The 25759-nt window shown below is 68.3% G+C and carries 28 protein-coding genes and 2 tRNA genes; 12 read left to right on the forward strand and 18 right to left on the reverse strand.

What is annotated here, in order from left to right; genetic code table 11:
• The first annotated feature begins 80 nt into the window (after window positions 1-80).
• Entirely contained in the window at window positions 81-827 is a 747-nt protein-coding gene (locus AB0F43_RS32865) for a (2Fe-2S)-binding protein (RefSeq protein WP_360486068.1), read from the forward strand.
• Between the two features lie 96 nt (window positions 828-923).
• Here AB0F43_RS32865 and rpmG read toward each other — a convergent pair whose 3' ends face one another.
• From rpmG to AB0F43_RS32885, 4 genes are all read right to left on the reverse strand, one after another.
• On the reverse strand, window positions 924-1091 hold the full coding sequence (rpmG, locus tag AB0F43_RS32870; protein WP_133800754.1) for a 50S ribosomal protein L33: 168 nt from the start codon (window positions 1089-1091) through the stop codon (window positions 924-926).
• 61 nt (window positions 1092-1152) lie between these two features.
• A tRNA-Met gene (locus tag AB0F43_RS32875) sits at window positions 1153-1226 on the reverse strand.
• A gap of 50 nt (window positions 1227-1276) precedes the next feature.
• A tRNA-Thr gene (locus AB0F43_RS32880) sits at window positions 1277-1349 on the reverse strand.
• Window positions 1350-1472: 123 nt separating this feature from the next.
• Window positions 1473-2417 (reverse strand): NAD-dependent epimerase/dehydratase family protein, encoded by a 945-nt coding sequence (locus AB0F43_RS32885; protein ID WP_360485830.1) that lies wholly within the window; start codon window positions 2415-2417, stop codon window positions 1473-1475.
• A 308-nt stretch (window positions 2418-2725) separates the two neighbouring features.
• Between AB0F43_RS32885 and AB0F43_RS32890 the strand changes: the two genes are divergently transcribed.
• Window positions 2726-3604, forward strand: coding sequence for a M23 family metallopeptidase (locus AB0F43_RS32890; protein WP_360485833.1), 879 nt, complete (start codon window positions 2726-2728; stop codon window positions 3602-3604).
• Here the strand turns inward: AB0F43_RS32890 and AB0F43_RS32895 are convergent.
• The 3 genes from AB0F43_RS32895 to AB0F43_RS32905 all read right to left on the reverse strand — a co-directional run bounded on the left by AB0F43_RS32895 (window position 3594) and on the right by AB0F43_RS32905 (window position 5656).
• A complete protein-coding gene (locus AB0F43_RS32895) occupies window positions 3594-4433 on the reverse strand; it encodes an alpha/beta hydrolase (protein WP_360485836.1) in 840 nt (279 codons plus the stop codon). The two genes, AB0F43_RS32890 and AB0F43_RS32895, sit on opposite strands and share 11 nt — an antisense overlap.
• 47 nt (window positions 4434-4480) lie before the next feature.
• Window positions 4481-4972 carry a GNAT family N-acetyltransferase gene (locus AB0F43_RS32900; RefSeq protein ID WP_360485839.1) on the reverse strand — a complete coding sequence of 164 codons (492 nt, stop codon included), beginning with the start codon at window positions 4970-4972 and terminating at the stop codon, window positions 4481-4483.
• Between the two features lie 162 nt (window positions 4973-5134).
• Window positions 5135-5656, reverse strand: a complete 522-nt coding sequence (locus AB0F43_RS32905; protein ID WP_360485842.1) for an N-acetyltransferase family protein — start codon at window positions 5654-5656, stop codon at window positions 5135-5137.
• 39 nt (window positions 5657-5695) lie between these two features.
• Between AB0F43_RS32905 and AB0F43_RS32910 the strand changes: the two genes are divergently transcribed.
• The 3 genes from AB0F43_RS32910 (at window position 5696) to AB0F43_RS32920 (ending at window position 7999) form a co-directional block, all read left to right on the forward strand.
• Entirely contained in the window at window positions 5696-6259 is a 564-nt protein-coding gene (locus AB0F43_RS32910) for an XRE family transcriptional regulator (RefSeq protein ID WP_360485845.1), read from the forward strand.
• Between the two features lie 50 nt (window positions 6260-6309).
• A complete protein-coding gene (locus AB0F43_RS32915) occupies window positions 6310-6681 on the forward strand; it encodes a VOC family protein (RefSeq protein ID WP_360485848.1) in 372 nt (123 codons plus the stop codon).
• A 109-nt stretch (window positions 6682-6790) separates the two neighbouring features.
• On the forward strand, window positions 6791-7999 hold the full coding sequence (locus AB0F43_RS32920; protein WP_360485851.1) for a TerC family protein: 1209 nt from the start codon (window positions 6791-6793) through the stop codon (window positions 7997-7999).
• 501 nt (window positions 8000-8500) lie between these two features.
• Here the strand turns inward: AB0F43_RS32920 and AB0F43_RS32925 are convergent.
• From AB0F43_RS32925 to AB0F43_RS32940, 4 genes are all read right to left on the reverse strand, one after another.
• On the reverse strand, window positions 8501-9331 hold the full coding sequence (locus AB0F43_RS32925) for a carbohydrate ABC transporter permease (protein WP_360485854.1): 831 nt from the start codon (window positions 9329-9331) through the stop codon (window positions 8501-8503).
• Between the two features lie 3 nt (window positions 9332-9334).
• Window positions 9335-10165 (reverse strand): sugar ABC transporter permease, encoded by an 831-nt coding sequence (locus AB0F43_RS32930; RefSeq protein ID WP_360485857.1) that lies wholly within the window; start codon window positions 10163-10165, stop codon window positions 9335-9337.
• Window positions 10166-10358: 193 nt separating this feature from the next.
• Window positions 10359-11672, reverse strand: coding sequence for an extracellular solute-binding protein (locus AB0F43_RS32935; protein WP_360485860.1), 1314 nt, complete (start codon window positions 11670-11672; stop codon window positions 10359-10361).
• Entirely contained in the window at window positions 11672-13537 is a 1866-nt protein-coding gene (locus tag AB0F43_RS32940; RefSeq protein ID WP_360485863.1) for a beta-L-arabinofuranosidase domain-containing protein, read from the reverse strand. Before AB0F43_RS32940 ends, AB0F43_RS32935 begins: the two co-directional genes overlap by 1 nt.
• A 158-nt stretch (window positions 13538-13695) precedes the next feature.
• Between AB0F43_RS32940 and AB0F43_RS32945 the strand changes: the two genes are divergently transcribed.
• The gene (locus AB0F43_RS32945) at window positions 13696-14694 is read left to right on the forward strand and encodes a LacI family DNA-binding transcriptional regulator (RefSeq protein WP_360485866.1); all 999 of its coding nucleotides are present in this window, start codon (window positions 13696-13698) and stop codon (window positions 14692-14694) included.
• A 54-nt stretch (window positions 14695-14748) separates the two neighbouring features.
• On the opposite strand, the gene AB0F43_RS32950 is transcribed toward AB0F43_RS32945, so the two are convergent.
• The gene (locus AB0F43_RS32950) at window positions 14749-15249 is read right to left on the reverse strand and encodes a class F sortase (protein WP_360485869.1); all 501 of its coding nucleotides are present in this window, start codon (window positions 15247-15249) and stop codon (window positions 14749-14751) included.
• Between the two features lie 140 nt (window positions 15250-15389).
• Window positions 15390-16457: an ice-binding family protein gene (locus tag AB0F43_RS32955; RefSeq protein ID WP_360485872.1), complete on the reverse strand. Its 1068-nt coding sequence runs from the start codon at window positions 16455-16457 to the stop codon at window positions 15390-15392.
• 477 nt (window positions 16458-16934) lie between these two features.
• Here AB0F43_RS32955 and AB0F43_RS32960 point away from each other — a divergent pair, with 477 nt between their 5' ends.
• Window positions 16935-17750, forward strand: a complete 816-nt coding sequence (locus AB0F43_RS32960) for a TrmH family RNA methyltransferase (protein ID WP_360485875.1) — start codon at window positions 16935-16937, stop codon at window positions 17748-17750.
• 24 nt (window positions 17751-17774) lie between these two features.
• Window positions 17775-18146: a VOC family protein gene (locus AB0F43_RS32965; RefSeq protein WP_360485878.1), complete on the forward strand. Its 372-nt coding sequence runs from the start codon at window positions 17775-17777 to the stop codon at window positions 18144-18146.
• Here the strand turns inward: AB0F43_RS32965 and AB0F43_RS32970 are convergent, their stop codons facing one another.
• Window positions 18147-18941: a methyltransferase domain-containing protein gene (locus tag AB0F43_RS32970; RefSeq protein WP_360485881.1), complete on the reverse strand. Its 795-nt coding sequence runs from the start codon at window positions 18939-18941 to the stop codon at window positions 18147-18149.
• Between the two features lie 183 nt (window positions 18942-19124).
• Between AB0F43_RS32970 and AB0F43_RS32975 the strand changes: the two genes are divergently transcribed.
• Complete coding sequence (locus AB0F43_RS32975) at window positions 19125-19673, forward strand: AAA family ATPase (protein WP_360485884.1); 549 nt, start codon at window positions 19125-19127, stop codon at window positions 19671-19673.
• Window positions 19674-19707: 34 nt separating this feature from the next.
• Window positions 19708-20388 (forward strand): RraA family protein, encoded by a 681-nt coding sequence (locus tag AB0F43_RS32980; protein WP_360485887.1) that lies wholly within the window; start codon window positions 19708-19710, stop codon window positions 20386-20388.
• Window positions 20389-20394: 6 nt separating this feature from the next.
• Here the strand turns inward: AB0F43_RS32980 and AB0F43_RS32985 are convergent, their stop codons facing one another.
• A complete protein-coding gene (locus tag AB0F43_RS32985) occupies window positions 20395-21279 on the reverse strand; it encodes an LLM class flavin-dependent oxidoreductase (protein WP_360485890.1) in 885 nt (294 codons plus the stop codon).
• A gap of 93 nt (window positions 21280-21372) precedes the next feature.
• Between AB0F43_RS32985 and AB0F43_RS32990 the strand changes: the two genes are divergently transcribed.
• Window positions 21373-21798 carry a MarR family transcriptional regulator gene (locus AB0F43_RS32990; RefSeq protein WP_360485892.1) on the forward strand — a complete coding sequence of 142 codons (426 nt, stop codon included), beginning with the start codon at window positions 21373-21375 and terminating at the stop codon, window positions 21796-21798.
• On the opposite strand, the gene AB0F43_RS32995 is transcribed toward AB0F43_RS32990, so the two are convergent.
• Window positions 21799-22977 (reverse strand): MFS transporter, encoded by a 1179-nt coding sequence (locus AB0F43_RS32995; RefSeq protein ID WP_360485895.1) that lies wholly within the window; start codon window positions 22975-22977, stop codon window positions 21799-21801.
• Between the two features lie 68 nt (window positions 22978-23045).
• Here AB0F43_RS32995 and AB0F43_RS33000 point away from each other — a divergent pair, with 68 nt between their 5' ends.
• Window positions 23046-24539, forward strand: a complete 1494-nt coding sequence (locus AB0F43_RS33000; protein WP_360485898.1) for an HD domain-containing phosphohydrolase — start codon at window positions 23046-23048, stop codon at window positions 24537-24539.
• On the opposite strand, the gene AB0F43_RS33005 is transcribed toward AB0F43_RS33000, so the two are convergent.
• Both AB0F43_RS33005 and AB0F43_RS33010 read right to left on the reverse strand, forming a co-directional pair.
• Complete coding sequence (locus AB0F43_RS33005; protein WP_360485901.1) at window positions 24529-24858, reverse strand: hypothetical protein; 330 nt, start codon at window positions 24856-24858, stop codon at window positions 24529-24531. The two genes, AB0F43_RS33000 and AB0F43_RS33005, sit on opposite strands and share 11 nt — an antisense overlap.
• Window positions 24855-25724 (reverse strand): phytanoyl-CoA dioxygenase family protein, encoded by an 870-nt coding sequence (locus tag AB0F43_RS33010; RefSeq protein ID WP_360485904.1) that lies wholly within the window; start codon window positions 25722-25724, stop codon window positions 24855-24857. Before AB0F43_RS33010 ends, AB0F43_RS33005 begins: the two co-directional genes overlap by 4 nt.
• Window positions 25725-25759: the final 35 nt, after the last annotated feature.

The raw sequence follows: 25759 nt of genomic DNA on the forward strand, positions 1-25759 counted from the left end.
TGATAACCCTACTGGCACACTGGGACGCTGAGTGCCGCCACCCACTCTTGGTGAGACCTACTGGGGAAGGTGGACCTGTGATGGGAGCTGTGGCCGCGTTGGCCAGGTATGCCCCGCGCTACAAGCTCGAGATCGGGGAGCCATCCGGGTCGGAGTGGCTCCGGGTGGACCGCATCCTGGAGCAGGACGGGCCGGAGCTCACCGAGCTGCTCAAGCGCGACCATGACGCCAGCGGTCACGCCTCGGCTCACGCGAACGCGCTCAGCCTGATGTCCTTCTATGCCGGCCGCGCACCCGCGACCGCGCTGCTGCTGTGGGCGCTGGAGGGGCATGTCCTCGACATCCGCCCGCACAACCTCTGGGTCCGCCCTCACGACGGCCACGGCCTCGCGGCGGTCGCCGTCCGTTCCGCGACCTTCCTGCCCGGCGGGCTGGAGACCCTGTACGACGTGGTCCTCCGGCAGCACCTGCTACCACTCGCGGCCGAGCTGCACCGCCGTACCCGAGCCGGACTCCGTCAGCTCCAAGGCGGCGTAGCGGCCGGTTGCGCCATGGCCTTCTGTGCCGCCACCCGCGAGCAGGAAACGGTCGAGCCCCGGTACTTGCTCGAACGCTGGCACACCTTCGCCGCCAAGGCTCCGGGCGACCTCGCCCGTCTGGGCGACGTGGAACAGGCGGCCGGGAAACTCGTCTACCTCCGCAACACCTGCTGCCTCTACTACACCAGCGAATCCGGCACCGGAACCCTGTGCGGCTCCTGCTGCCTGACCCCCCGCGACGAGCGTCTCGCCGCCTACGAACGCGGCCGCCCGATCCTCACGATTTAGGCCGCGTCTGGCAATTCAGCGCCGTCGCGGGGCACAGCGAAAGGCCGCTTCGGGGATCCGAAGCGGCCTCGCGAGAAGGATGCTGAAGAGACTGGGTCAGCGGGTTTCGCGGTGGTCGGTGTGGTCGTTGCAGCGCGCGCAGTACTTCTTCAGCTCAAGACGATCCGGGTCGTTACGCCGGTTCTTCTTGGTGATGTAGTTGCGCTCCTTGCAGACGGTGCACGCCAGCGTGATCTTCGGGCGGATGTCGGTTGCCTTGGCCACTGCTGCCTCTTCTTGTCAGGACTGCGCAGGTACGCGCACTCTCGTAGTACTGGTCGGTGGGTAGCGGGGGCGGGAGTCGAACCCGCGACACCACGATTATGAGCCGTGTGCTCTAACCACCTGAGCTACCCCGCCGGGAGAGTTCGTCACCCCACCCGGCGGACCGGGTGAGATGCCGTGCTCAGAGCCCCTTTACGGAATCGAACCGTAGACCTTCTCCTTACCATGGAGACGCTCTGCCGACTGAGCTAAAGGGGCGGGCCGAGGAGAGAGATTACACGGTCCGCAGCCTCGATGTGAAATCGAGCCAGGCGCACCCTGTGGCCCCCTCTGTCCGACCCGGAAAGCATACCGGTTCCCCAGAGTGCTTCTGACCAAATTTCACCCCAGTACGGCGTCATCCGCGGAAAAGTCGTCCGAGGCGTCCACCGGCGGGTTCTCCAGGTGCCAGCGCACCGACTCACGCAGGCTGCGAGCCGGATCGGCAGGCGCCCACCCCAGCACCGTGCGCGCCTTCCAGGAGTCCATCAGCAGGTGCTGATCCAGCGCACCCGTCAACGAGAGATCCTCCGGCAGCAGGTCGTCCCGCACCCGGACGAGCTCGACCTCCGAGGCCCCGGCGGCGGCCAGGATCTGCTCGGCCAGCAACCGGTACGGCGCCGTGACCGGCTCCACGATGTTGAACGCCTCACCCTGGTGATCGCCGGCCAGCGCCAACGACACCGCCGCGGCCACGTCTCCGACGTACACGCGACTGAACAGGAACTGCCCCGACCCGATCGGGATCCGCTTCCGCCCGGCCCGGACGCGCCGCAGGATGAACTCGAACCGTCGCTGGTAGTCGTGCTCGCCATACACCGCCCCCAGCCGCAGCACCGTCGCTCCCCGTGGCAGGTAGCGCTCCTCCATCTCCAGGTTCTCGTACTGCGACCCGTCGACGAACCGCCGTTCTCGCAACGGTGCGTCCTCCGTCAGCGGGAGTGCGTCGGTCGTCCGGTCGGCGTGCAGACCGTCGTACGCGCGGTAGACATCCCCACTGGAGATCGCCACCAGCTTCGCCGACGGCCCGACCGCGCCCAGCGCAGCGTCGGCCGCCGCCGCGTTCATCCCTGAGATGTCGACCAGCGCCTCCGGTCCGAACGGCTCCAGAGCGGCCGCCAGGGCCGGCCCGTCGTGGCGATCCAGGTGGCCGTGCGCTACGGCGGGAAATTCGGCAGGTTCATGCTCGCCGCGGTGCACGACCAGCAGCTCGTGTCCCTCCGCCACCAGCCGCTCGACCACGGCCCGCCCGATGAACTGTGTCCCGCCCAGAATCGCGATCCGCATGCACCAGTCCTACCGACCACTGCCACCCCGGCGCACCATCGTCTGCGCTCGGCAGACAGCGCTTATACCGGTCTGCGAGGGCTACTATGCGCCATTTTGTGAGTGATCTACATCACGCCTACATTCAACTATCCAGCCGCCCGGTTCACGCGTGAGCGTCTACGCCGCGCCAGGAATCCTTCACGATCCGTGTGCGATTTTGTGCGTCTGCGAACAATCCACGTTTGAGGGCTTCGTGACCTTCTCGTTATGGTCTTTGGGCCGCTGTACCCCTCGCAGTGGCTGCCCCTCCCTGGAAGGCCCTCCCTGTGTCACCTCAGCACGACCTCCCGGCTGCTCCACGCCGGGTCGCCAAACATCGTTTGTCCCGTCGAAGTCTCAGCCGCCGGACCCAGCTGATCGGCATCACCGCCGTTCTCGCCGCCGCGGCCGGCACCACGGCAGTCGGTGTCGCCTCCTCCGCCACCGGCCCCTCCACGGCAAGCACCGGCCTGAGCCCCTCACAGGCCGACGCTCTGACCGCGGCGCGGGTCGAGCGCCGTGACCTCGGCTCCCGGGACGCGTCCCGGGTCGACCTGACCGCCGAGGCGAACCGTAAGGCGCGGGCGCAGCAGGCCGCGAAGCTGCGGTCCGCGCGGCTGGCCGCGAACGCGACCCTGACGCAGCGCCGCGCCCTCGCGCTCGCCGCGGCCAAGGCAGCCGCCGCCAAGAAGGCCGCCGCCCAGGCCCGCGCGCTGGCCGCGGCGAAGGCGGCCGAGGCCAAGGCGGAGGCCGAAGAGAAGGCCAAGGTCAAGGTCGTCCTGCCGACCACCGGCTACCGCCTGACCGCGCGCTTCGGCCAGGCCGGCGGCCGGTGGGCCCGCAACCACACCGGCCTCGACTTTGCCGCTCCGCTCGGTACGCCGGTTCGTTCGGTGATGGCCGGCGAGGTCATCCAGGCCGCGTACGCCGGTGCCTACGGCCGCCAGGTGAAGGTCCGGCACGCGGACGGCACGGTCACGTCGTACAGCCACATGTCCGAGTTCGACGTCTCGGTCGGCGACACGGTGACCGCCGGCCAACAGGTCGGAGCCATCGGCATGACCGGTAACACCACCGGACCGCACGTCCACTTCGAGGTTCTGCCCGGCGGCGGCGACCCGATCGACCCAGAGCCGTGGCTCCGCGAGCACGGCGTCAATCCGTAGTACTCAGGAACCTCACCACCATCGCCACAAAGGCGTCGGCGTCATCCAGCCACGGATGATGGGCGACACCCGGCAGTACGACGGACTGCACGTTGGGGAACACTCCGGCGAACTGCTCGGCGGCGATGGTGTCGGTACCCCAGTCGAGAGCCCCGGCCAGCACCAAGGCCGGGGCTTCGACCTTTGCCAACGCGGCTCGCGTCGCCGGCGGGTCGAAGGCGTCCGGGGCGTTGAAGATGCCGAGAGCCTCGTAGTTCGCGAGGCTGTCCTCGAAGGCTTGCTGGGCTTGCGTCTCCGTGTCCCAGCGCGCGTAGGACATCGGGTCGAGGGCCGACCAGTCTGCCCCGTCGCCGGTCTGGATCGCCTCGAAGGCCGCCGACACCTGCGGGTACCAGGGCTCGTCCTTCCGACGCTCGAGCACAGCTCGACGCCGCTCCGCCGTCACTTCGATCCCCACCGACCGGGTCCCGGGAGTAATCAGCAGCAACTTCTCGACCCGCTCCGGATGTGCCTCGGCGTACCGGGTGACGAGGCTTGCCCCGGCAGAGTGGCCGAGCAACGTGACCTTCTCCAACCCCAGGTGCTGCCGCAACGCCTCCACGTCCGGCACCAACCGGTCACACCGCCAGTTCGCGGGTTCCCCCGGCCCACCCGACTCCCCAGTTCCGCGCAAGTCCACCATCACCAACTGCCGGTGCCGCGCGAGCCCACCCAGATCCCCCAGGTAAGCACTCGCCAGCATCCCGCCCGGCACGCACACCACCGGCTCCCCCTCCCCCACCACGCGATAAGCCAGCTCAACCCCATCAGGCGCAGCGAAAGCAGGCATACACCGATACTTCCACTGCCTGAGGTCCTTCCAGACGCTTCTTGGTGCTAGAGGAGTTTGGCCATGTCGATGCAGTCGATGTAGGTGCCTTCGATCAGGAACTCCCGGGGGTGGGTGCCTTCGACGACGTAGCCGTGGCGTTCGTAGAGCCGGCGGGCGACGGTGTTGGTGCCGTGGACGTGCAGGCTGATCTTGCGGGCGCCGCGGAGTCGTCCCTCGGTAGCGGCCGCTTCCAGCAGGGCATTGGCAACGCCTTGACCGCGTGACTCCTGGGCGACTGCCAGACCGTTGATGGTCAGGACACCGGCGCCTTCAGGGAACGAGTACTTGTCCTGCAGCCGGAGGTATCCGATCACCTGGCCGTCGTACTCGGCGACCAGGTGGGCCTCCGGACCGCTGCGGGCGAAGAAGCTGTCCCGGGTGTTCTCCTGGTACGACGGGAATCCCGAGGTGGCGTCCCAGGAGGTCTGGTCGATCCGGAGGAGTACGGCGTCGTCGGACTCGACGGCACGGCGTACGGTCAGGCGGTTGGCGGTCACCCGACAATGGTCACCCGCCGACCAAATCAGCCCCCGGCAGGGTCACGGTCGCGCGGTCAGCCCATGGTGGGTACGACGAGGCGCCCCGGACCGACCGTGATCGAGACCGACCCTGGCACTCGAGCTCGTCACCACATCCAGCGGCGAGTGCCCACCGATGACCTAACGCGGCTCTTCCGGCGGGTCCGGGAGTACGGCGAGGGGCCGTTGTCGCCAGTGGACGTCGTGCCAGGCGTCCAGCTTCCAGCCGATGCGCCGATAGGTGCCGATCTCCTCGAAGCCCATCGCCTTGTGCAGGCCCACGCTGGCGTCGTTCGGCAGCGTCATCCCGGCGATCGCCGTCCGGAAGCCGCGCTCGGTCAACCGCTCGAACAGGGCCTGGTAGAGCGCCCGGCCGCCACCTGTCCGGCGCCGGCCGAGCTGCAGGTAGACGCTCACCTCACAGGACCAGCGGTACGCCGCACGCGGCTTCATCGGACCGCCGTACGCGTACCCGACCACCTGGCCCTCGTCCTCCAGCACCAGCCAGGCGTGCGTCGCCTGGGCGTCAGCGATCCGCTGCGCCATCTCAGCCGCGGAGGGCGGCTCGATCTCGAAGGTGATCGCCGTGTCGGTGACATACGGCGCGTAGATCGCCGCGCAGGCCTCACCGTCCAGCGGCGAGGCGTCTCTTACCTTTGCCATGTCACGATAGTAGCCGCTGCTGTCGCTATAGTGGCAACCATGTTGGATGAACTGTCCGCCTCGCTCGCGGCGACGGTGCAGGCTGCCCGCATCGCGCAGGACCTGTCTGTCAACGCCCTCGCCGAGCGTTCGGGGGTGTCCCGGGCGATGATCGGCAAGATCGAGCGCGGCGAGGCCCAGCCGACCGCGGTTCTGCTCGGCCGGCTCTCCGGCGCCCTCGGCATGACGCTGTCCGAGCTGGTCGCCCGGGCAGAGACAACAGGCGAGCTGCTTCGCCGCCGGGCCGACCAGCCGGTGTGGACCGACCCCGTCACCGGCTACCGACGCCGAGCGGTCTCGCCGGTCACGGACGGCCCGCTGGAGCTGGTCGAGGTCGAGCTCCCGCCCGGCGCCTCGGTTTCGTACCCGGCCGACGCCTACATCTTCAAGTACCAACAGTTGTGGATCCTCGACGGCCACCTCCGCTTCCACGAGGGCCCGGTCGTGCACGATCTGCACACCGGCGACTGCCTCCAACTCGGCCCGCCATCGGCCACCACCTTCCACAACCCGGCGAACCCCCCCTGCCGCTACCTCGTCGCCCTGGTCAAGGGCCGTTCTTGAGCCTTGTCCCGTCCAACCCAGGTGTCCGACCATCGACCTACGATGTCCGAATGCAGCCACGCTTCACCGGCACCGCCCTGATCACCGATGATGTTTCGGCCCTCGCTGCCTTCTACGCCGCGGTCCTGGACGCAGGTGTCGAAGGTAGCGATCCTTTCATCCGGGTGACGGTCCCCGGTGCCGTCCTGTCGTTCTTCTCCACCCAGGGCATGGAGTCGATGGTGCCCGGGTCGATGGCCGCCGCCCTGAGCGGAGGCTTCACGCTGGAGTTCCAGGTCACCGACGTGGACGCACGGCACGAACGACTGTTGGCGCAGGGCGTTGAGATCCTCAAGCCGCCGACAACCCAGCCGTGGGGACGCCGATCGGTGTGGCTGCGTGACCCAGACGGCAACATCGTCAACCTCTACCAGGAAGCGTGACGTCTGGTCTCACGCCTCGATTCGGTCATTGCGGGACAGCCCTTCGCGGACACGGGCCGGTACGGCGTGATTGGGTGAGCCCAATGCCCCGCGCCGTACGGAGGGAACGATGACGGTGTCACCGCTGGTGTGGGTCCTGACGCTGGCCGGGATCCTCGCGCTGCTCGCGTTCGACTACTTCTTCCACGTCCGGTCCGCGCATGTGCCGGCGTTGCGCGAGGCGGCGATCTGGTCGGGTGTGTACGTCGGGATCGCGCTGCTGTTCGGACTGGGCTGCCTCGTCCTCGGCGGGACCGCGATGGGGTCGGAGTACTTCGCCGGTTACATCACCGAGAAGGCGTTGTCGGTCGACAACCTGTTCGTCTTCCTGATCATCATGACCAGCTTCCGGGTGCCGCGGGAGAACCAGCAGAAGGTGCTGCTGTTCGGGATCGCCTTCTCCCTGGTCGCCCGGGCCGGATTCATCTTCCTCGGGTCGGCGCTGCTGAACACCTTCTCCTGGGTGTTCTACCTGTTCGGGATCGCCTTGCTGCTGACCGCCGGCAACATGCTCAAACCGACCACCGAGGAGTCGCACTCGGCGCAGAACATCGTCGTCCGGCTGGCCCGGCGCTGGTTGCGCAGCAGCGACGACTTCGACGGCGACCGCCTCGTCACCGTCGTCGGCGGGCGCCGGGTGATGACCCCGATGGTGCTGGTGATGGCCGCGATCGGCGGCACCGACCTGATGTTCGCGCTGGACTCGATCCCGGCCATCTTCGGGCTGACCCAGAACGTGTTCATCGTGTTCACCGCGACCGCGTTCAGCCTGCTCGGCCTGCGACAGCTGTACTTCCTGCTCGACGGCCTGCTGGACCGGCTGATCTACCTGTCCTTCGGCCTGGCGGCGATCCTCGCCTTCATCGGCGCCAAACTGGTCCTGCACGCGCTGCACGAGAACAACCTGCCGTTCATCAACGGCGGTGACCACGTCGACGTGGCCGAGATCAGCACCGGCCTGTCGCTCGTGGTCATCATCGCGGTGCTGGTGATCACCGTTCTGACGTCCCTGTTCAGCACCCGCGGCCGGACCCAGACCGCGATGGCCCACATCCGCCGCGACGCCGTCGCCTACCTGGACTCCGAGTACACCGCCGACCCCGCCGAGCGGGAACGCATCTTCGTCCGGCTGCTGAAAGCCCGCGACCACATCACCGCCCTGGGCCCAGAAGCCAAACAGCAGGTCAAGAACGAGCCCGAACTCCTCGACCTCTGCCGCCAGGTAGCCGAAAGCCACGCCGCCGCCCACGCAGACCACGAAATCCGCCCCAGCCTGTAGTTCGCCCCCGCGCCGACTACGCCCGCTCCTTCGTCGCGTGCTACGCGCCGCTCCCACCCGCCCAGTTTCCTGGCGTGCTGCCGCCCGCGTTTGCGGGCTCCCGCCCACGCTCGACAGCAGCGGGATCACGGTCGACGTGGTCACCTGAGCGAGTGCGCTTCCGGGCCATGCACCACACGGCAACCCACGGACGAGTTCGGCGGCTCTGCCCCACGCGCCGACTAGCAACGTTACCTGCCAGTGGCGGGTGCAGGGGTTCGAATCTGCGTAGTCCCAGCGGCCTCGCAACATGTCGCGATCAGGTCGGCCACCTGGTCCTCCGCGTCACAGGCCACGCACCACATACGGATATCAATCGGTTGGCGCCTGCACACCGCGAGGGCGGGCGACAGCACGCAAATGCGGGCGGCAGCACGCAAGGGAGGGCTGGGTGGGCGGGAGCGGCCGCGTAGCGCGTGACGAAGGAGCGCGCGGAGTCGGGCGCGTGGGATAGAACCACCGTCAGCCTTTGACTGCTCCTGAGGCTAGGCCGGTTACGTAGAAGCGTTGGAGGCCGACGTAGAGCACTACGCAGGGGATCATCGCGATCACCGCGCCCGCGACCAGGGAGCCGAAGTTGACTTCGCCGTACGCGCCGGCCTGGACGTTCACCAGGGCGACGGGGAGGGTGTAGAGCTCGTCCTTGGTGAGGAAGGTCAGGGCGCCGAGGAACTCGGTCCATGCGGCCAGGAAGGCGTACAAGGCAACGGTTGCGGCACCGGGTGTCACCAGGGGACGGAGCACGGAGCCGATCATTCGTAGCGTGCCGCAGCCGTCGACGTGGGCGGAGTCTTCCAGTTCGACCGGCACCGACGCGAACGAGTTGCGCATCACGAACACACCGAACGGCAGGTTGACCGTGGTGTAGAACAGGACCAGCCCGAGGAGGCTGTCCGTCAGGCGCAGGACGTTCAGCTCGAGGTACAGCGGGGTCAGGATCGCCTGGAACGGGATCATCATCGACACCACCACCAGCGCGAACAGCAACGGCCCGCTCCGGAACCGGAATCGCGCGAACCCGTAGCCGGCGAGCGTCGCCAGTACGGCGGTCAGCGCCGCCGTGCTCAGGGCGACGACCAGACTGTTGCCGACGGCCCGGATCAGGTTGCCCGGGCCTTCGATCAGGGTGCGGAAGTTGTCCCAGGTCAGCTGGAAGAAGGTGGACCGGTCCGGGGCCGCGACGATGACGTCGTTCGGCTGCACCGACCGGAACAGTGCCCACAGCAACGGTACGGCGAAGACGAGGAAGGCGCCGCCACCGCCGACTACGTACAGGATGTTCTTCAGCCTCATCGCTCAGTCCCTCTCCCGGAGCAGCCAGAACTGGGCCGCGGTGACGAGTCCGACCACGACGACCAGCACGATCGACAACGCGGTCGCGGCACCGAGCTGCAGCTGGACGAAAGCCCGGTTGTAGATGTACTGAACCACCGTGGTGGTGTCCGTCCCCGGACCACCGCGGGTCAGGATGTAGAACTGGGTGAACGCGAGCAGCGAGCCGACCACCGAGATGATCACCGACATCGCGATCGTCGGACGCAGCACCGGGATCGTGATCTCCCACTCCTGCCGCCACCAACCGGCCCCGTCCAGCTCGGACGATTCGTAGTACTCCCGTGGGATCGCCTGCATCCCGGCCATCAGCAGCATCATGGTCAGCCCGGAAACACCCCAGATCACCAGCACACAGATCAGCCCGGTGGCGAGCGGGCCGTCCACCAGCCAGGCCGTCGTACCGTCGGTGATGCCGAGAGAGCGGAGGACGATGTTGATCGCGCCGCTGTCCGGCTGGGCCTCGAGCACGGTGACGAAGCTGAGCGTGGACAGGCCGACGACGAACGGCAGGAAGAAGACCGTCCGCAACAACGTCGAGCCGCGGCGCTTGCGGCGTACCAGAACCGCCAGAGCGTAGCCGAGCACCAGGATCGGCCCGGTCACGATGACCGTGTAGAGCAGGGTGTAGAGCACCGACTTCGCGAACGCGGCGTCGGAGACGATCGCGGTGTAGTTCTGCACCCCGGTGAACTTCACCGTGCCGATCAGCGGCCAGTTGGTCAGCGAGATCACCAGGGCGAACCCGAGCGGGACCAGGACGAAGACGGCGACGAACAGTACGGCGGGCGTCACCAGCAGCAGCCCGGTCCTGGACGGATGAGTGAGCGAACCTCGACGGCGCCGACGGCCGGCAGGAGCAGTCCGCTGAGTTTGCACGCGGGGCCTGAGCTCTGTACCTGCGGTACTCATCGGCGTCCTCGCTGCGCTCCGGGCGCCGATGAGGCACGAGGCGCACTGTGTTTGATGATGAACTCGCTTCGCTCGTTCATGCCTGCCCCTGCGCCAGGATGCGATCGAAGTTCTGTTGTGCTTCCTGCATGGCGGCCTCCAGCTCGCCGTCGAACACGGCCCGGCGGAACATCTGCAGCCACGGCCCGTCCGGCTGGTTGTAGAGCAGGTTGTAGGACAGCGTGGTCGGCGCGTACCCCTCGGAGATGCGCTCCAGCGGCAAGGTCGCGAGCGGGTACTTCCCGGCGAACTCGGTCGTGTTCGCGTCCGACCGGACCGGGGTGTAGCCGCCGGCCGGCAGGTCGATCTGCTGCGGCAGGTCGAGGGCGAACCGGACGAACTCCCAGGCGCCGGAGGCGTTGCGCGCACCCCGCGGGATGCACATGTTGTCGCCGCCGTCGAAGAAGGCCGCGCCACCGTCCGGGCCGGACAGCAGCCGGGGCGCCACCTTCTGGTGGAACGCCTCGTCGGAGGCGGACACGACCACGCTGTAGTTGGACGGGAAGATGCCGATCTTGCCGGCCCGGAAGTCACTCCCCCACCGCGACGCGTCGTCGGAGAAGTTTGCCCGCGGCACCAACCCGTCGACCCACAGCTGCCGGTGCAGCTCGAGCATCCGCTGGACCACGTCGTTGCCGACGATGTTCCCGGACTGCTCGCCGATGGTGCCCTTGATCAGGTCGGAGTCGGCGGCCCAGATCATCGGCTGTACGACGAACCCGAGCGCACCCGGGCTGTTGGCCGGGAAGCTCCACGCGTAGATGTCGTCGCCGAGCTTCCGCAGTTTGCGAGCCGCGTCGAGCAGGTTGTCGAACGACGTGATCGCCTGGTCCGGATCGACGTCCGCCCTGTCGCACAGCTCGGTGTTGAACCAGAACATCGAGTTGTCGGCCAGGTACGGTACGCCGTACACGCGGTCGTCCTTCGTCGCCAGCCGCAGGTGGCCGGGGCTGAGCTTGTCCCGGTAGTCCAGCGCCTGCAGGGGTTCGGTCAGGTCGGTGAACGCGTCCCGGTAGATGAACAGCATCGAGTTGATGTCGTCGATGTCCACCAGATCCGGCACCGACCGGCCGCGGATCGCGGTCGCCAGCTTGGTCACGTACTGCGCGTCCAGGACCGGCGTCAGCTCGACGGTGAGCCGGTCCTGCGACGCGTTGAACTTCTTGACCAGGTCGGTGAGACCGGTCTGGGTCGCTGCCCGGCACCACACCTGCACGGTGCCGGTGGCGTCCTGCCCGAACCCGGCCGCCCGGACATCGGGTTCGGGCAGGACGGAGCTGCAGGCCGGCACGGTGCCGGCCGCGGTCGCCGCGGCCGCCAGTCCGAGGAACTTCCGCCGGGTCAGCATCATCAGGCCCTGGGCAGCCAGACGCGCATGGCGCCGATCTCACGGTTGGCCCAGGCGTAGTACGGCACCGCGACCACGTCGACCTCGTCACCGATGGCGTCCGCGCTGTCGGGCGTGAACGGCCAGCCGGGCCGGTGACCGGTCCCTGCCTGGCCGCGGGTCTTCAGCACGGTCACGCCGTCCAGCAGTCCTTCGTCGTGACTCGCGGAGACTGATGCCTCCGGCAACAAGTGGAGATCGTCGACGTTCGCCTGCTGATCGGCCTGCTCGACCGCATAGACGAGCGGTCCACGTTCCAGCGCAACACACTCACGTACTGCGTCGATCCGCGGATCGGCGCCCACCACACGCGTTGCCATCGGCAACTGCAGCTCGATCTCCTCGGCCTCGACGCGTGCGTAGGTGCCGGCCTGTACCGGCTCACCGTTCACTGTTGCGCCTTCTGCCCAGGCCGGGATCCGAAGCTCCACCGCAGCGGGTGCACTGGCCGAGATGCGGACCGCGCCGTCCCACGGATAGGCGGTGTCCACGTGCAGCTCGAGGTCGTTCGCCTGGATGATGCCCGCGGCGTACTGATGGATCTGGACGGCGCCGTCGCTGCTGCTGCTCGCGAGGTAGCCGTCGAGGCTGGCCAGGGTGCGCATGATGTTCGGCGGGCAGCACGCGCAGTCGAACCAGCCACGCCGGCCGTGCGCCGGGCTGCGTCCGTTGTCGGGATGCGCGCCGCCGCGCAGCTGCAGCGGGTTGACGTAGAAGTACTCGGTCCCCTTGAGCGAGACACCGGCGAGGAAGCCGTTGTAGAGCATCCGCTCGATGGCATCCGCGTACGACGCCTCACCGGTGGCGAGCAGCATGCGCCAGGCCCACTGGATCCCACCGATCGCCGCACACGTCTCGGCGTACGCGCGGTCCGTCGGGAGCTCGTACTCGTCGCCGAAGGCCTCACCCTCCCAGCGAGCGCCGAGGCCGCCGGTGATGTAGGTCTTCGTCGACCACATGTGCTCGAACTGCACCTTCAGCGCGTCGAGCAACTCGGTGTCGCCGGTCTCGAGGGCGACGTCCGCGGCACCGGCCGCGAGGTACACGGCCCGGACCGAGTGGCCTTCCACCGTGGTCGCCTCCCGGACCGGGACGCGGTCGGAGAAGTACGTCGGCTCGTGGCCGTGTTCCTGGATGATCCCGTGACCGCGCGCCTCCACGAACCACTTGGCCAGGTCGAGGTAAGCCGCCGTACCGGTTTCTCGATACAGCTCCACCAGGGCCATCTCGATCACCGGGTGACCGTCGACATCAACGGTCTTGCCGTCACCGAAGGTCGCCACCAGATGGTCGGCGAGCTTGACCGCGACGTCGAGCAGCTCGCGGTCGCCGGTGCAGCGGACCTGGGCGACGGCCGCCTGGATCAGGTGACCGGCGCAGTAGTGCTCGTGGCTCCAGACCAGCTGCTGGTAGCGGCCCTCATCGCCGTACCGGAGCTGGACGACGGAGTCGAGGTAGCCGTCCTCACGCTGGGCGGCGGCGACGATCGCGGTGAGCTCGCGCTGACGCTTGAGCAGGTCCTCGTTCGGGTTGCGGCCGTACTCCCAGGCGGCAGCCTCGAGCCACTTGTAGACGTCGGAGTCGGCGAACACCGGGCCGATCGCCTCGCCCTCGCCGATGCCGGCGGCGAGCCGGAGGTTCTGCAGGTTGCCGGCGGTCTCCAGCTGGTCCTGGCCGCTCGGGATCGCGCTCTCGCCGTTCCGGGTCTGGCGCGGCGCCCAGAAACCGCCGGTGATCCTGGCCTGGCCCAGACCGACGGGTTGCCAGCGGCCGTTGCTGGTCGCGGCTGGACTGCGGGAGGACGTGACAGCGTCCGGGGAGGGACTCATAGGGGAAGCTCCTGGGGTCACGGAAAATCCAGAACACGTTTTCCTTGACGAAGCTAGAGATGCCGGACGATCTGGTCAACCCCTCAGAGCTGGCAAAATCCGGACAAGCCGAGAGCTGTGCTGTACTGTTTCCGGAAAGTTCGGAAAGGAGTTGCCGGATGGCGTCACGTGGTCCCTCGCTGCCCCGGATCACCGATGTGGCCGCACTTGCGGGCGTCTCCACGAGTACGGCGTCCAAGGCGCTGAACGACACCGGCCAGCTCCGCGATGAGACCAGAGACCGGGTACGGCGAGCCGCCGAGCAGCTCGGGTTCACCCCGGACAGCCGCGGCCGGGCGCTGTCGTCCGGGCGCAGCTTCACGGTCGGGCTGATCACGACTGACAGCTCCGGGCGGTTCAGCATCCCGATCATGCTCGGTGCCGAGGACGCGCTCAGCGCAGGCGAGATGGGGTTGCTGCTGTGCGACACCCGGGACGACCCGTTGCGCGAGCAGCACTACCTGCGGTCGCTGGTCTCCCGGCGGGTGGACGGGATCATCGTCACCGGGCGGCGGACCGAGCCGCGGGCGCCGATCGACGTGCCGATTCCCGTCGTCTACGCCTTCAGCCCGTCGACGGACCCATCCGACACCTCGGTGATCGCGGACGACCACGGCGGCGCGGCGTCCACCGTGCGCCATCTGCTCAGCCTCGGGCGCCGGCGGATCGCTCACGTCACCGGACCGGCATCTCACCACAGCGCGGAGGTTCGCGCCGCGGCGACGGTCGAGACCGCCGGCGACGCGCTGGCCGGCGAGCCGATGCACGGCGAGTGGAGCGAACGGTGGGGACGGCACGCGGTCGACGTCCTGCTGCGTACGTCGCCGGACCTTGACGCGATCTCCTGCGGTAGCGACCAGATCGCCCGCGGCGTCTGCGACCGGCTCCGCGAACTCGGCCGATCCGTGCCGGACGACATCGCCGTCACCGGCTACGACAACTGGTCCGTGATGGCGCTCGCCAGCCGCCCGCCCCTCACCACCGTCGACCTCGAGCTGGAAGAGCTCGGTCGCCGTACCGCGAACCTCCTCCTGGACGCGATCGGCGGATCGGTCCACCGCGGCCTGATGGAGCTCCCGACCCGGTTGGTCACCCGCGAATCCACCCTGGGGACCTAGACCTCCTGCGCGCTCGGTGACGGATGCGGAGTCGGTCGGGCGGACTGGACCTGCTCAGGTGACCAGGTCGGCGAACACCACGACGTTGGCCCGGTACTTCTCCGCGTCCTGATCCAGCCCGCCACAGGTGATCAAACGCAACCCGGCATGGTCGAGATCGCCGTACACCGCGGCCGTGGGGAAGACCGACTTGGGATATTGCCTGACCCGGGTCACCCGGAACACCGCGACCGAGCGGTCCTGGCGGGTCACCACGATTCTGTCTCCCGGCGTCAACCGAGCCAGTCGCGCGAAGACGCCCGCTCGCCCGGCCCAGCGGACGTGACCTGCCAGGACAGCTGGTCCTTTCTCACCCGGCGTGGGGCCGCCGCTGAACCAGCCGGCCGGGAAACCGTTCGGCGGGACCTGCAGACTGCCGTCGCGCTGGATGCCCAGGCGCATCAAGCCTGAATCCACCCCGATCGCCGGAATGGTGACCCGGATCGGGGTGGACTTCCGCATCAGCACCCTCGACCCTCGTCCCTGGCCGGCGGGCGGTACCTTCGGCGTGATCACGGTGGTAGGTGGCGCAGCGGTTCTCTCGGAACCTACGTCGGCCGCTGTGGGGCCGGGTCGAGTCGGCCCCGTGCCCGACTCTGGGGTGCACCCGGTGACGGCCAACGCGGTCGTGACGAGTAGAACCGCTGCGCCGGTCCTCATGTGGTGCCGGCAGATATCCAGCCGAACCACCGGTCGGTCGGATACTCGATCAGGAACATCGACTCACCAGTTGCGTCCCCTGTACCAACCGAACCTTCCGGGGTCCGGGTGACCTGCGGCGGCCTGGGCGTCGTCGGCGGCGTCGTGGGTGGGGTGGTCGGCGGCGTCGTGGGCGGGGTGGTCGGCGGCGTCGTCGGCGGCGTCGTCGGCGGCGTCGTCGGCGGCGTCGTCGGCGGGGTGGTCGGCGGCGTCGTCGGCGGGGTGGTCGGCGGCGTCGTCGGCGGCGTCGTCGGCGGGGTGGTCGGCGGCGTCGTCGGAGGGGCGACGCTGCAGGATGATCTGATGATGGTGTTGGTGTCGAGCGTCACGGCCCCGTTGCGAGCCAGCATCCGGCCGACGGCCGTTGCCCCGGTATTCATGGTGATGGACGTCAGCGCCATGATCGTGCCTTGGAACTGGGTCCCGGTACCGATCGTCGCCGAGCTGCCCACCTGCCAGAACACGTTGCACGCTTGGGCCCCGTTGACCAGCAGCACGCTGCTACTGCTCGCGGTGGTGAGCGTGGAGCCGGCCTGGAAAACGAAGACCGCCCCCGCGTCGCCCTCGGCGTCCAAGGTCAGTGCTCCGGTCAACCCGATCGAGGAGGCCGAGTTGTAGACCCCCTGGGTCAGCGTCTTGCCGCCCAGATCGTCGGTGATCGGCGACGGAGGCCCTTCCCCCGCGGCGACGTCGTAGGCGGTGACCAGGTCGTCCTTCGCTCCCTGGGTCACGCTGTCGCCGGCGTGGTTGGTGCCGATGATCGTCATCGTTCCGGTGCCGGTGATCGACGGATTGGGAAAACTGCCGATGTCCCCGGTCAACCCGGTGGGTCCGGTGTTGGTGATTCCCGAACCGGCAAGGACCACGAAGCTCTCGGCGGTTCCCAGCGGCACTGGCACGGCCGCCGCCCGGCCGGTGCCGTCGGTCGCCAGCAAACCTGCCGCAGAGACGGCAAACGCTGCCGCTACCACCAGCACGCTGAGGCGTATTCGAGCACCTGTCGGCAGGGACTTGGACGGCTTCATGAGTAATTCATCTCATCCTTCGATCAAGCCGCCTGACCCAATGGATCATCACGACTGTTTGCGCCGTTGACGGCGCTGGCACCAAAGGAGGCTCCGCGGTCACGTACGACCGACCCGTCAGCAAGGAACCCGATAAGCGCCCGGCTGGATCGAAGTCGCCAGTTCACCATCGGCAGCAGGACGGGTCCGGGCCCCACCGCCGGGAGATAACGTGTTCGCACCCCGTTCGACCGACGGCGGCCTCAAGCCTCTGTCAGCCGATCACGATTCGTAATCGGTCCTGACGCTAAGTCAAGGATCACCTACTGTCAATGGCTCGGTTGATGCCGTAATCAACTTTCCGCGCCAGTTGCTGTCATCAACTACCGTGCGGCAGACCGGCGCTCCCCGGAATCGTCGCTGTGGTCCACCAGAGGTCCGGGGTGCTGTAGCCCGCGTCGTAGTGTGGGGCTCTTCGGCTCAGCTCACGGAGGATTCATGGCAGTGCGGATCAGTAGCCGCAACGCCCGGTTTCAGGTGTGGCAGTCGTATCTGGCCAACCGGACCAAGCGTCACCGGGCCGGTGAGTTCCTGGTGCAGGGCGTCCGGCCGATTTCGGTTGCGGTCGACAACGGATGGCCGGTGCACACGGTGATCCACGACGCGTCCAGGCCGTTGTCGCGCTGGGCCCAGGAGTTGTACCAGCGGCTGCCCGGGGTCGAGCGGGTGGCGATGGAGCCGGATTTGCTGGCCGAGCTCGGCGAGAAGGACGCCGAGGTCGTCGCGGTGGTCGAGATGCCGCCGGACGACCTGGACCGGATCCCGGTCCGCCCAGACTTCCTCGGCGTGGTGTTCGACCGGCCGACCGGGCCCGGGAACATCGGGTCGATCATCAGGTCCGCGGACGCGTTCGGTGCGCACGGCGTGATCGTGACCGGTCACGCCGCGGACATCTACGACCCGAAGGCGGTGCGGGCGACCACCGGCTCACTCTTCGGCGTTCCCGCCGTACGCGTGCCGTCGCATCGCGAAGTGATCGACTGGGTACGGCGATCGACCGACGTACCGATCGTGATCGTGGGAACCGACGAACACGGCTCGGTGGACGTCTTCGACTTCGACCTGACCCAGCCGACGCTGCTGCTGATCGGCAACGAGACCAACGGCCTCAGCACCGCCTGGAAGGAAGCCGCCGACGCCTTGGTCCGCATCCCGATCGCCGGCTCGGCCAGTTCCCTCAATGCCGCCAACGCGGCCACCGCTGTCCTCTACGAGATCTCCCGCCAACGCTCCCATTCGTTCAAGACACGGTAGTTCTTCGCCCTTAGCGTCGTACTCATGAGGCCACAAACCCTGATCGCGGTGCGCGATGTCGAGAAGAGCAGTGCCTGGTACTGCGAGGTGCTCGGAGCTGTCAGCGGTCATGGCGGGCCGGAGTACGAGCGGCTTGTCGTCGACGACGTACTGGTGATGCAACTGCACCAACTGCAGGTCGAGCACCACCACGGGGAGTTCGGGGATCCCGCGCACCCGTTGGGGAACGGGGTCGCGATCTGGTTCGAAGTCGACGACCTGGAGGCGGCCGCCGAGCGGGCTCGTAGCCTCGGCGCCACCGTCCAGACCGACATCCATCACAACCCCAACGCCGACCACTTCGAGCTCTGGCTCCGAGACCCGGACAACTACCTCGTCGTGCTCGCGTCGGTGTGATCAGGCGGTGCAGAGGAGTTCGCCGTGGAGGACGGAGATCCAGCCGTCGGGGCGGGCGGCCCAGGTGCGCCAGGCGGCTGAGATGCGTTCGAGTGTCTCCTCGGGTACGCCGGAGCGGCGGGCTTGGTCGGCCATCGCCGACTGCAGGACGCGGTCCGCCCACATACCGCCCCAGAACGCGCGCGAGTCCTCGTCGGCGAACGCCCAGTTGCTCGCGCTCGCGTGGACTTTTTCGAAGCCGGCTTCCACGGCCCAGGACAGCAGGCGTCGGCCGGCATCCGGCTCGCCCTGGTTGGCACGCGCCATCCGCTGGTAGAGGTCCATCCACTCGTCCAGCTCGGGCAGCGCCGGGTACCAGGTGAAGCCGTGGTAGTCGGAGTCCCGGACGGCGACGATCCCACCCGGTTTGCACACGCGGCGCATCTCTCGCAGCGCTCGCACCGGATCCGCCACGTGCTGCAGGACCTGGTGCGCATGTACGACGTCGTACGAGTCGTCGGGCAGCTCCAGCGCGTGGACGTCGCCGACCACGAACTGCACGGGCAGGTCGAGCTCGGCGAACGTCGCCTTCGTGATGTCGAGAGCCGCCTCGGTCGCCTCGAGTGCCGTGACCTTCCCCGGATCGACCAGCCGGGCCAGGTCGGCGGTGATGGTGCCCGGGCCGGCGCCGACGTCGAGCAACGACATCCCGGGCCGCAGGTGCGGAAGCAGGTAGCCGGCCGAGTTCTCCGCGGTCCGCCAGCTGTGCGACCGCAGTACGGATTCATGGTGGCCGTGCGTGTACACGTTGTTCATTACAGGCTCCCTTGCCCTTGGCGACAGATTTCACCGTAGTACAGAGTCTTGCTAAATGAGACATATTGTCTTGCATAGTGATACATATAGTTGCCTGCGGCAAGACACGCCAGCACGTCGGACTCCGGACGTGGGTCTTACGCCGGGTAGCGACCCGGTGCGGCGGCTGGCTAGGGTGCGGCGGTGCAGTCGAAGCCGATGGTGGTTGTCGTGAGCGGCCCGCCGGGGACCGGGAAGACGACGCTGGCGCACCGGGTGGCGGCCGCGATCGGGTGTCCGGCGATCTGCCGGGACGAGATCAAGGAGGGGATGGCGCACGCGACCCCGGGTTTCGTGCCCGGGCCGGGCGATCCGCTGACGATGCGGACACTGTCGACGTTCTTCGACGTGATCGGTTTGCTGGTCGGCCGCGGTACGACGGTCGTCGCCGAGGCCGCGTTCCAGGACCGGCTGTGGAATCCCGGCCTGACCCCGTTGCTCAGCCGGGCCGACGTACGCATCATCCATTGCACGATTCCGGCCGACCTCGCGCTGGCCCGGATCCAGGCCCGGACCGCAGCCAACCCCAACCGCGGCGCCCACGAGGACGCCCAGCTCAGCGACGACGCGCGGCTCCGCACGCACAACGCCTTCCAGCCCGTCGACCTCCCCGTCCCGACTCTCACCATCGACACTTCCACCGAGGCTTACGACCCGCCACTGCCAGAAATCCTCAACTTTCTGTCGCGTTGACCTGCGGAGCACATTGCCTGACTAAGGTCAGGGGATGGAGCGGTTCGAGAAGTTGACCACCGCGCATGTCGCGGACGCGTGTATCCGGGCCGGCCTCCCAGTGCGAACGGTTGCACTGACGGCTGTCGCGGGTGGACGAGTCGCCGGGCGTGTGTTGCCGGCTCGGCACGTGGGCAGTGTCGACGTGTTTCTGGAGGCATTCGAGTCGGCCGGGGAAGGCGACGTACTGGTCGTCGACAACGGCGGCCGACGGGACGAGGCCTGCGTCGGAGACCTGGTCGCGCTGGAGGCCAAGGAAGCCGGCGTCGCGGGGCTCGTCGTGTGGGGACTGCATCGCGACACTGTGGACATCGCCGCGATCGGGTTGCCGGTGTTCAGTCTCGGCGCGCTGCCGACCGGCCCGTTGCGACTCGACCCGCAGCCCGCCGATGCGTTGTCCTCGGCAACCATCGGCGACTGGACCGTCACCCGCGACGACGTCGTACTGGGTGACGAGGACGGGGTCGTATTCGTACCGGCCGACCGGCTCGACGAGGTCTTCGATCTGGCCGAGTCCATCCGCGACACCGAGCATGCGCAGGCGGACACGATCCGGGCCGGCCGGTCGTTGCGGGAGCAGGTGCGGTTCGCCGACTACCTGACCGCCCGGGCAGCGAACCCATCACTCACTTTCCGGCAACACCTCCGCGCCGTCCGAGGCGCCATCGAAGAGTGATCCACCTCAACTGACCGCGGCGCGGACGGCTGGGGCGATTTCCTGGGCCCACCTCGCGAGTTGTACGTCGTACGCGTCCGGGCCGGTCGGGAACAGCGTGAAGCCGGCGGCGCCGTGGTTGAGGACGGCATCGGTCAGCTCCTCGATCCACTGGTCCGGGGAGCCGCCGATCCATCGGCCGTCGTCGTCGCGAGTACGGCGTACCGGCGACGACGTGATCGCGCCCGGGAAGTTGTAGATGGTGGCGACGTCGGACGGTTTGCGGCCGGCCGCAAGGGCCGCCTCGTCGATGATCGGGCGGGACCAGCGGTAGCGCTCGCTCAGCCAGTCCGCGGCGCGGCCGGGGATCCAGCCGTCCGCCTGCCGGCCGGTCGCGGCGAGCGACTTCGGGCCGTTCGAACCCGTCCAGATGAGCGGTGCCGCGACGCTCGCGGGCTTCAGCGCCCCGATCGGATAGTGCTTCGTCGGGGCCGGGCGGCCGCCGTCGGACATGGCGCGGACCAGCTGCATCGCCTCTTCGAAGGCCTGGACCGCCTGGCCGGGCCGTAGCTCCGGCACGCCCATGCTGGTGATGTGGTTCCACGCTCCGCCGGCGCCGAGACCGAGGATGAACCGCCCACCGGACAGCGCCGACAGCGCGGACGCCGTACGGGCGAGAACCGGGGCCGGGCGCAGCGGCAGGTTGGTCACGTTGACGAACGCCGACAGACGCTCGGTCCGGCCGAGCAGAAAGGCGATCGTCGCGTAGCCGTCCAGCAAGTCGGCGACGTACGGGTGGTCGGAGAGGCTGACGTGGTCCAGCCCGTCCCGGTCGGCCTGCGCGGCCAGCCGCAGGATGCGGTCGACGTCGCGGAGCTTGTCGGGTGAGCCGTAGCCGAAACGCACATTCATATCGGGTCTCCTCAAATGCTTCGTAGACCTAAATAGTAGCTCTACGAACTATCAGGAGCACAAACTGTCCGTGGTACGGACTACAGTGGAGGGATGGCGACCACGACAGCGCAGGCGACGGATCTGGCGGGCGCCCTCGTCCAGGCGATGCACGTCCTCCAGGACCTGTACGCCGAGACGAGCCGGCCGCTCGGCCTGACCCCGCAGCAGGCTCACCTGCTCTGCGTACTCCTCAGCGGCCCGCTCGGGATGACAGAGCTGAGCCGCATCCTCAGCATCGAGCGCTCCAGCCTGACCAGCATGGTGGACCGGCTCGAGCGCCGCGACCTGGTCGCCCGGATCCCCGACCCGAAGGACCGCCGCGCCTACCAGATCGAACTCACCGACCCCGGCCGCGCCCTGGCCCATGACGCCCACAACGCCTTGACCACCCGGATCGAAGACCTCACCGCCCACCTCAGCCCCACAGCCCGCCGCACCCTCACCGCAACCCTGATGAGCACCTTCAACCGGGACTGATCACCCAAGCGGCGGCCGGCGCTGGCGGTTCCAGCCTCGGGTGGCCAGCGTCAGACCGGCAGCGGCTATTACGGCGGCGGTCAGGAAGCCGCCGTTGCGGGTTGTGGCGGCGGCGGCCAGGCCGAAGGTGGCTGGGCCCAGGCCTTGGGCCAGGTCGATGCTCATGCTGACCACGCCCATGACGGCGCCGCGTTCGGAGGCGCGGGCGCGGTCCAGGGCCAGCGTCATGATCGCTGGGGTACCGAGGGCGACGCCGATTCCGAGGACCACGGTGCCGAGGACGAGACCTGGCACGGATCGCCAACCACCCATCAGGGCCAGGCCGATCGTCGCGCAGAGCAGCGAGAGTCGGACGCTGCGGGCCGCACCCAACCGGTCGGGGATGCGAGCGCCGGCACTCCGGATCACCACGACGATCGCGGCGAAACCGAACAGCAGGAAGCCGGCTCCCGGCAGCCCGAGATCGAGCGCGTACAGCGGCACGAACGCCAGGAATCCCGCCATCCCCCACACCAGCGCGAGCAGCAGCAACGCCGGTACGACGGCCGCCCGCGGGATCAGCCTGACCGGCCCGCCGCCCGCTTCGCCCGTCGCGGGCTCACGGGTCTCGCCGACGCGCAGGGCCAGGAGTACGGCGAGAAGCGCACAGCCGGCCGCAACCAGCCAGACCGTGGTGAAGCCGGCGGCGCCGACGACCGACTCCCCGATCGGCGGGCCGACCGCGAGACCGACGTACAGCGAAAGGGAGAACAGGCTGATCGCTTCGCCGCGGCGTTCGGCCGGGGCAAGGTCGCTCATCGCAGTGACGGCGCCGACGAAGAAGAACGCGTCACCCACCCCGGTGAGCAACCGGAGCGCCGCCAGTACGCCGACGGAGTCGGCCAGCCCGTAGCCCGCGACCGAGACGGCGAAGATGATCCCGCCGACGACCATCGCGATCGACCGGCCGTGCCGGTCGGCGAGTCGCCCGGCCCAGGGACGCAGGATCAGGGCGGACAGGCTGAACACGGCGACCGCCAGGCCGACGGCGATGTTACCGCCGGTAAGTTCGCCCGCCACGTAGCGCGGCACCGCGGGAACCAGCATTCCGTCCGCGAGGAAGTAGGCCAGCGCGGCCGAGCCCAGCAGGACGAACTGCGGTGTGACGAGACGCGGTCTGGCCATTGCCCTTGTGCTCATGAGGCTCACAATGGCCGTACGGGGAAGCGCGGGCATCGGTAGTTCTGCCCATCTCCGGGGAGGGTGCGATGGCACAGCAGGAGGTGCGGCTCGCCGAACTGCTCTGCGCGCTGTCGGTGACACTGGACGTCGCCATGGCGCAGCCTGCGGAGAAGTCGATTCGGAGCTGCCTGGTCGCGACGCGCCTCGCCGACCGACTCCACGTCACCGACAAGCGCACGGTGTACTACGCGACCCTGCTGCGTCACCTCGGATGTACTGCGACCACCCACGAAGAGGTCCACCTCGCCGGACCCCGCGCGGCCGACCTGCGCCCGTTGGCCGAGCGTACCGACTCCAGCAGCGTGAGGGAGTCACTCAACTACCTCAGGCACGTGGGCAAAGGCGCAGGCGTCAAGAGACTTCAGTACGTCGCTCGCACCCTGACTACAAGTCCAGACGACCTGCTGCGAGCCGTCTGCGAAGTAGGCAGCATGCTCGCCGAGGGCCTGGGACTTGGCCCGGACACCGCCGAAGCCATCTACCAGAACTTGGAACGCTGGGACGGCAAAGGTACGCCGAGAGGCCTGGCCGGCAAGGAGATCCACATCGCCACCCGCATCGCTGAGGTCGCGACCCAGGCGGTCATCGCGGGAGACCGCACACTCCGGAAGCGAAGTGGCGGCTGGCTCGACCCGTTCGTGGTCGCCGAGTACGACGACAGCCTCGTCGCTGACCTGGACGAGATCGACGTGTGGCAAGCAACTCTGGATGCGGAGCCACGACCCTGGTCCGCCGCGCACGACCTGGACGAACTGGCACGCACCTTCGCGTACTTCGTCGATCTCAAGTCGCCGTACCTCTTCGGCCACTCCACTGGCGTGGCAGCACTCGCGGACGAAGCTGGGCGCCTACTGCACCTCGAAGACGCCGAGAGAGCCACTCTGCGACGTGCAGCCCTACTGCACGACCTCGGCCGAGTCGCGGTGCCTACTGCCGTGTGGGAACGCCCCGGCCTACTAAGACGAACAGAGTGGGAACAGGTGCGCCTCCACCCGTACCATGCCGAGCGGATCCTCGCCCGATCACCAGTGCTGGAGCCCATCGCCGTACTGGCGGCTCTGCACCACGAGAGGCTTGACGGCAGCGGCTATCCGCGGCAGGCAAAGGGGGCTGAGCTCTCGACCGCCGCCAGGATCCTTGCCGCGGCCGACTGCTACCAGGCACTCACGCAGGACCGCCCTCATCGGTCCGCGCACTCACCTAAGGGCGCTGCGGAGCTCATCCTGGGGCAGGTTGCGGCCGGACGACTCGACGGCCGCTGTGTCAAGGCAGTGCTCGCGGCGGCCGGGCAACACGTGCCCGGCCGCCGTATGAGCCGTCCCGCCGGTCTCACCGAGCGGGAGATCGACGTACTGCGTCTACTCGCTCGCGGCACGTCCAACGCGGACATAGCGCGCGAGCTGGTGGTGTCACGCCGTACTGCCGAGCATCATGTCCAGCACATCTACGGCAAGATCGGTGTGTCGACCAGAGCCGCCGCAGCGCTGTACGCCATGCAGCACGGGCTCTTTACGCCGTGACGTCTACAGGGACGTCTACAGGGACGAGCTTCTCGAAGAAGAACTCGTGCTTGAGGAACGACACGTCGTACTCGTGCCCCGGGAAGGGTGGCAGCAGCTGCGCGGCCTGGAACAGCCGCCAGCCGTCCTTCAGCGCGTCGAGCCCGGTCGCGTACGGCGGGACATCGCTGTCCCCAGTCGTGGGCGATGTCGCGCCGGTGCCGTCGTAGGTCGACCAGCCGACCACCCGCGCGTCGAGCGCGGAGGAGGCCAGGTAGAGCACCAGCACCTGCTGGCGGACCGTCTGCTGGGCGGACTCTGTCAGGGCTGCGCTGGTCATACCATCTCCTTCTTCGCATACGCGGCGTGCGGGTTGAGGCTGCGCTGGGCGACCACGCGGGTCGGCCGGTTGGACACCCGGGTGACCCAGAACTCGGGGTCGAAGGTGTCATCACCGGTGAGGGCCTGCCACAGCTTGATCCGGTTGTACTTCTCCAGCCGGCCGGTCGCGTTCTCGTACCACGGGAACGACTGATCGAGCTCGCGCGCGACCTCCTCGTCGTACAGGTCGTCGGTGTTCCACAGCTGGACCTGGCGGACGGTCGGGTTGAACCGGATCTTGAACATGTAGCGGTCGATGTCGCTGTCGTTCCTGCGGCCGCCGTGCCAGATGCCGTGGTGCAGGAACACCACGGTGCCGGCCGGGCAGACCAGCCGGGTCTGGCCGAGCAAATTCTGGTACCGGCCGGTGTCGGACTCGTTGGTCCGGCGCAGGTGGCTGCCGGGCACGCTCAGGGTGCCGCCCATCTCGAGTGTCACGTCCTGCGGGTAGTACATGAGCTGTACGTCGAACGCGTCCGGGCGGACGTCGATGATCGCGTCGCCGTGCAGGTTCTGCGCCTCACCCTCGTTCGCCCTGCGGATGTGCACCGCGTGGTGGTCGACGGTCGGCTCCGGCCCGACCAGGCTGTGGATGGCGCCGGCGACCTCGGGCAGCTGCACCAGCCGCTGGACGAACTCGCTGCCGGTGAACGCCTCCGACAGTGGAGTGCCGTACGGGACACCGGGAATGCCGGCCTTCAGTACGTCGATCGCCTGCTGGTTCATCTCGTCCGGTACGACGGCGTCCATCCGGAACGATCCGGTGGCCACGAAACGCGCCATCTGAACCGAGGTGAGCAGGTTCTTGCGATGCGGATGGGGCATGAGTCTCCCTCTCGGGGGTAGTGGTAACTACTCCA

The sequence above is a fragment of the Kribbella sp. NPDC023972 genome (assembly GCF_040639075.1).
Taxonomy (GTDB): Bacteria; Actinomycetota; Actinomycetes; order Propionibacteriales; family Kribbellaceae; genus Kribbella.

What these genes read in the sequence shown, in the direction of transcription:
- AB0F43_RS32865 (WP_360486068.1), top strand. Translation starts at nt 81, where the DNA reads ATGGGAGCTGTGGCCGCGTTGGCCAGGTATGCCCCGCGCTACAAGCTC.
- AB0F43_RS32885 (WP_360485830.1), bottom strand. Translation starts at nt 2,417, where the DNA reads ATGCGGATCGCGATTCTGGGCGGGACACAGTTCATCGGGCGGGCCGTG.
- AB0F43_RS32895 (WP_360485836.1), bottom strand. Translation starts at nt 4,433, where the DNA reads ATGCCTGCTTTCGCTGCGCCTGATGGGGTTGAGCTGGCTTATCGCGTG.
- AB0F43_RS32905 (WP_360485842.1), bottom strand. Translation starts at nt 5,656, where the DNA reads ATGGCAAAGGTAAGAGACGCCTCGCCGCTGGACGGTGAGGCCTGCGCG.
- AB0F43_RS32910 (WP_360485845.1), top strand. Translation starts at nt 5,696, where the DNA reads ATGTTGGATGAACTGTCCGCCTCGCTCGCGGCGACGGTGCAGGCTGCC.
- AB0F43_RS32915 (WP_360485848.1), top strand. Translation starts at nt 6,310, where the DNA reads ATGCAGCCACGCTTCACCGGCACCGCCCTGATCACCGATGATGTTTCG.
- AB0F43_RS32920 (WP_360485851.1), top strand. Translation starts at nt 6,791, where the DNA reads ATGACGGTGTCACCGCTGGTGTGGGTCCTGACGCTGGCCGGGATCCTC.
- AB0F43_RS32925 (WP_360485854.1), bottom strand. Translation starts at nt 9,331, where the DNA reads ATGAGGCTGAAGAACATCCTGTACGTAGTCGGCGGTGGCGGCGCCTTC.
- AB0F43_RS32935 (WP_360485860.1), bottom strand. Translation starts at nt 11,672, where the DNA reads ATGATGCTGACCCGGCGGAAGTTCCTCGGACTGGCGGCCGCGGCGACC.
- AB0F43_RS32940 (WP_360485863.1), bottom strand. Translation starts at nt 13,537, where the DNA reads ATGAGTCCCTCCCCGGACGCTGTCACGTCCTCCCGCAGTCCAGCCGCG.
- AB0F43_RS32945 (WP_360485866.1), top strand. Translation starts at nt 13,696, where the DNA reads ATGGCGTCACGTGGTCCCTCGCTGCCCCGGATCACCGATGTGGCCGCA.
- AB0F43_RS32955 (WP_360485872.1), bottom strand. Translation starts at nt 16,457, where the DNA reads ATGAAGCCGTCCAAGTCCCTGCCGACAGGTGCTCGAATACGCCTCAGC.
- AB0F43_RS32960 (WP_360485875.1), top strand. Translation starts at nt 16,935, where the DNA reads ATGGCAGTGCGGATCAGTAGCCGCAACGCCCGGTTTCAGGTGTGGCAG.
- AB0F43_RS32965 (WP_360485878.1), top strand. Translation starts at nt 17,775, where the DNA reads ATGAGGCCACAAACCCTGATCGCGGTGCGCGATGTCGAGAAGAGCAGT.
- AB0F43_RS32970 (WP_360485881.1), bottom strand. Translation starts at nt 18,941, where the DNA reads ATGAACAACGTGTACACGCACGGCCACCATGAATCCGTACTGCGGTCG.
- AB0F43_RS32980 (WP_360485887.1), top strand. Translation starts at nt 19,708, where the DNA reads ATGGAGCGGTTCGAGAAGTTGACCACCGCGCATGTCGCGGACGCGTGT.
- AB0F43_RS32985 (WP_360485890.1), bottom strand. Translation starts at nt 21,279, where the DNA reads ATGAATGTGCGTTTCGGCTACGGCTCACCCGACAAGCTCCGCGACGTC.
- AB0F43_RS32990 (WP_360485892.1), top strand. Translation starts at nt 21,373, where the DNA reads ATGGCGACCACGACAGCGCAGGCGACGGATCTGGCGGGCGCCCTCGTC.
- AB0F43_RS32995 (WP_360485895.1), bottom strand. Translation starts at nt 22,977, where the DNA reads ATGAGCACAAGGGCAATGGCCAGACCGCGTCTCGTCACACCGCAGTTC.
- AB0F43_RS33000 (WP_360485898.1), top strand. Translation starts at nt 23,046, where the DNA reads ATGGCACAGCAGGAGGTGCGGCTCGCCGAACTGCTCTGCGCGCTGTCG.
- AB0F43_RS33005 (WP_360485901.1), bottom strand. Translation starts at nt 24,858, where the DNA reads ATGACCAGCGCAGCCCTGACAGAGTCCGCCCAGCAGACGGTCCGCCAG.
- AB0F43_RS33010 (WP_360485904.1), bottom strand. Translation starts at nt 25,724, where the DNA reads ATGCCCCATCCGCATCGCAAGAACCTGCTCACCTCGGTTCAGATGGCG.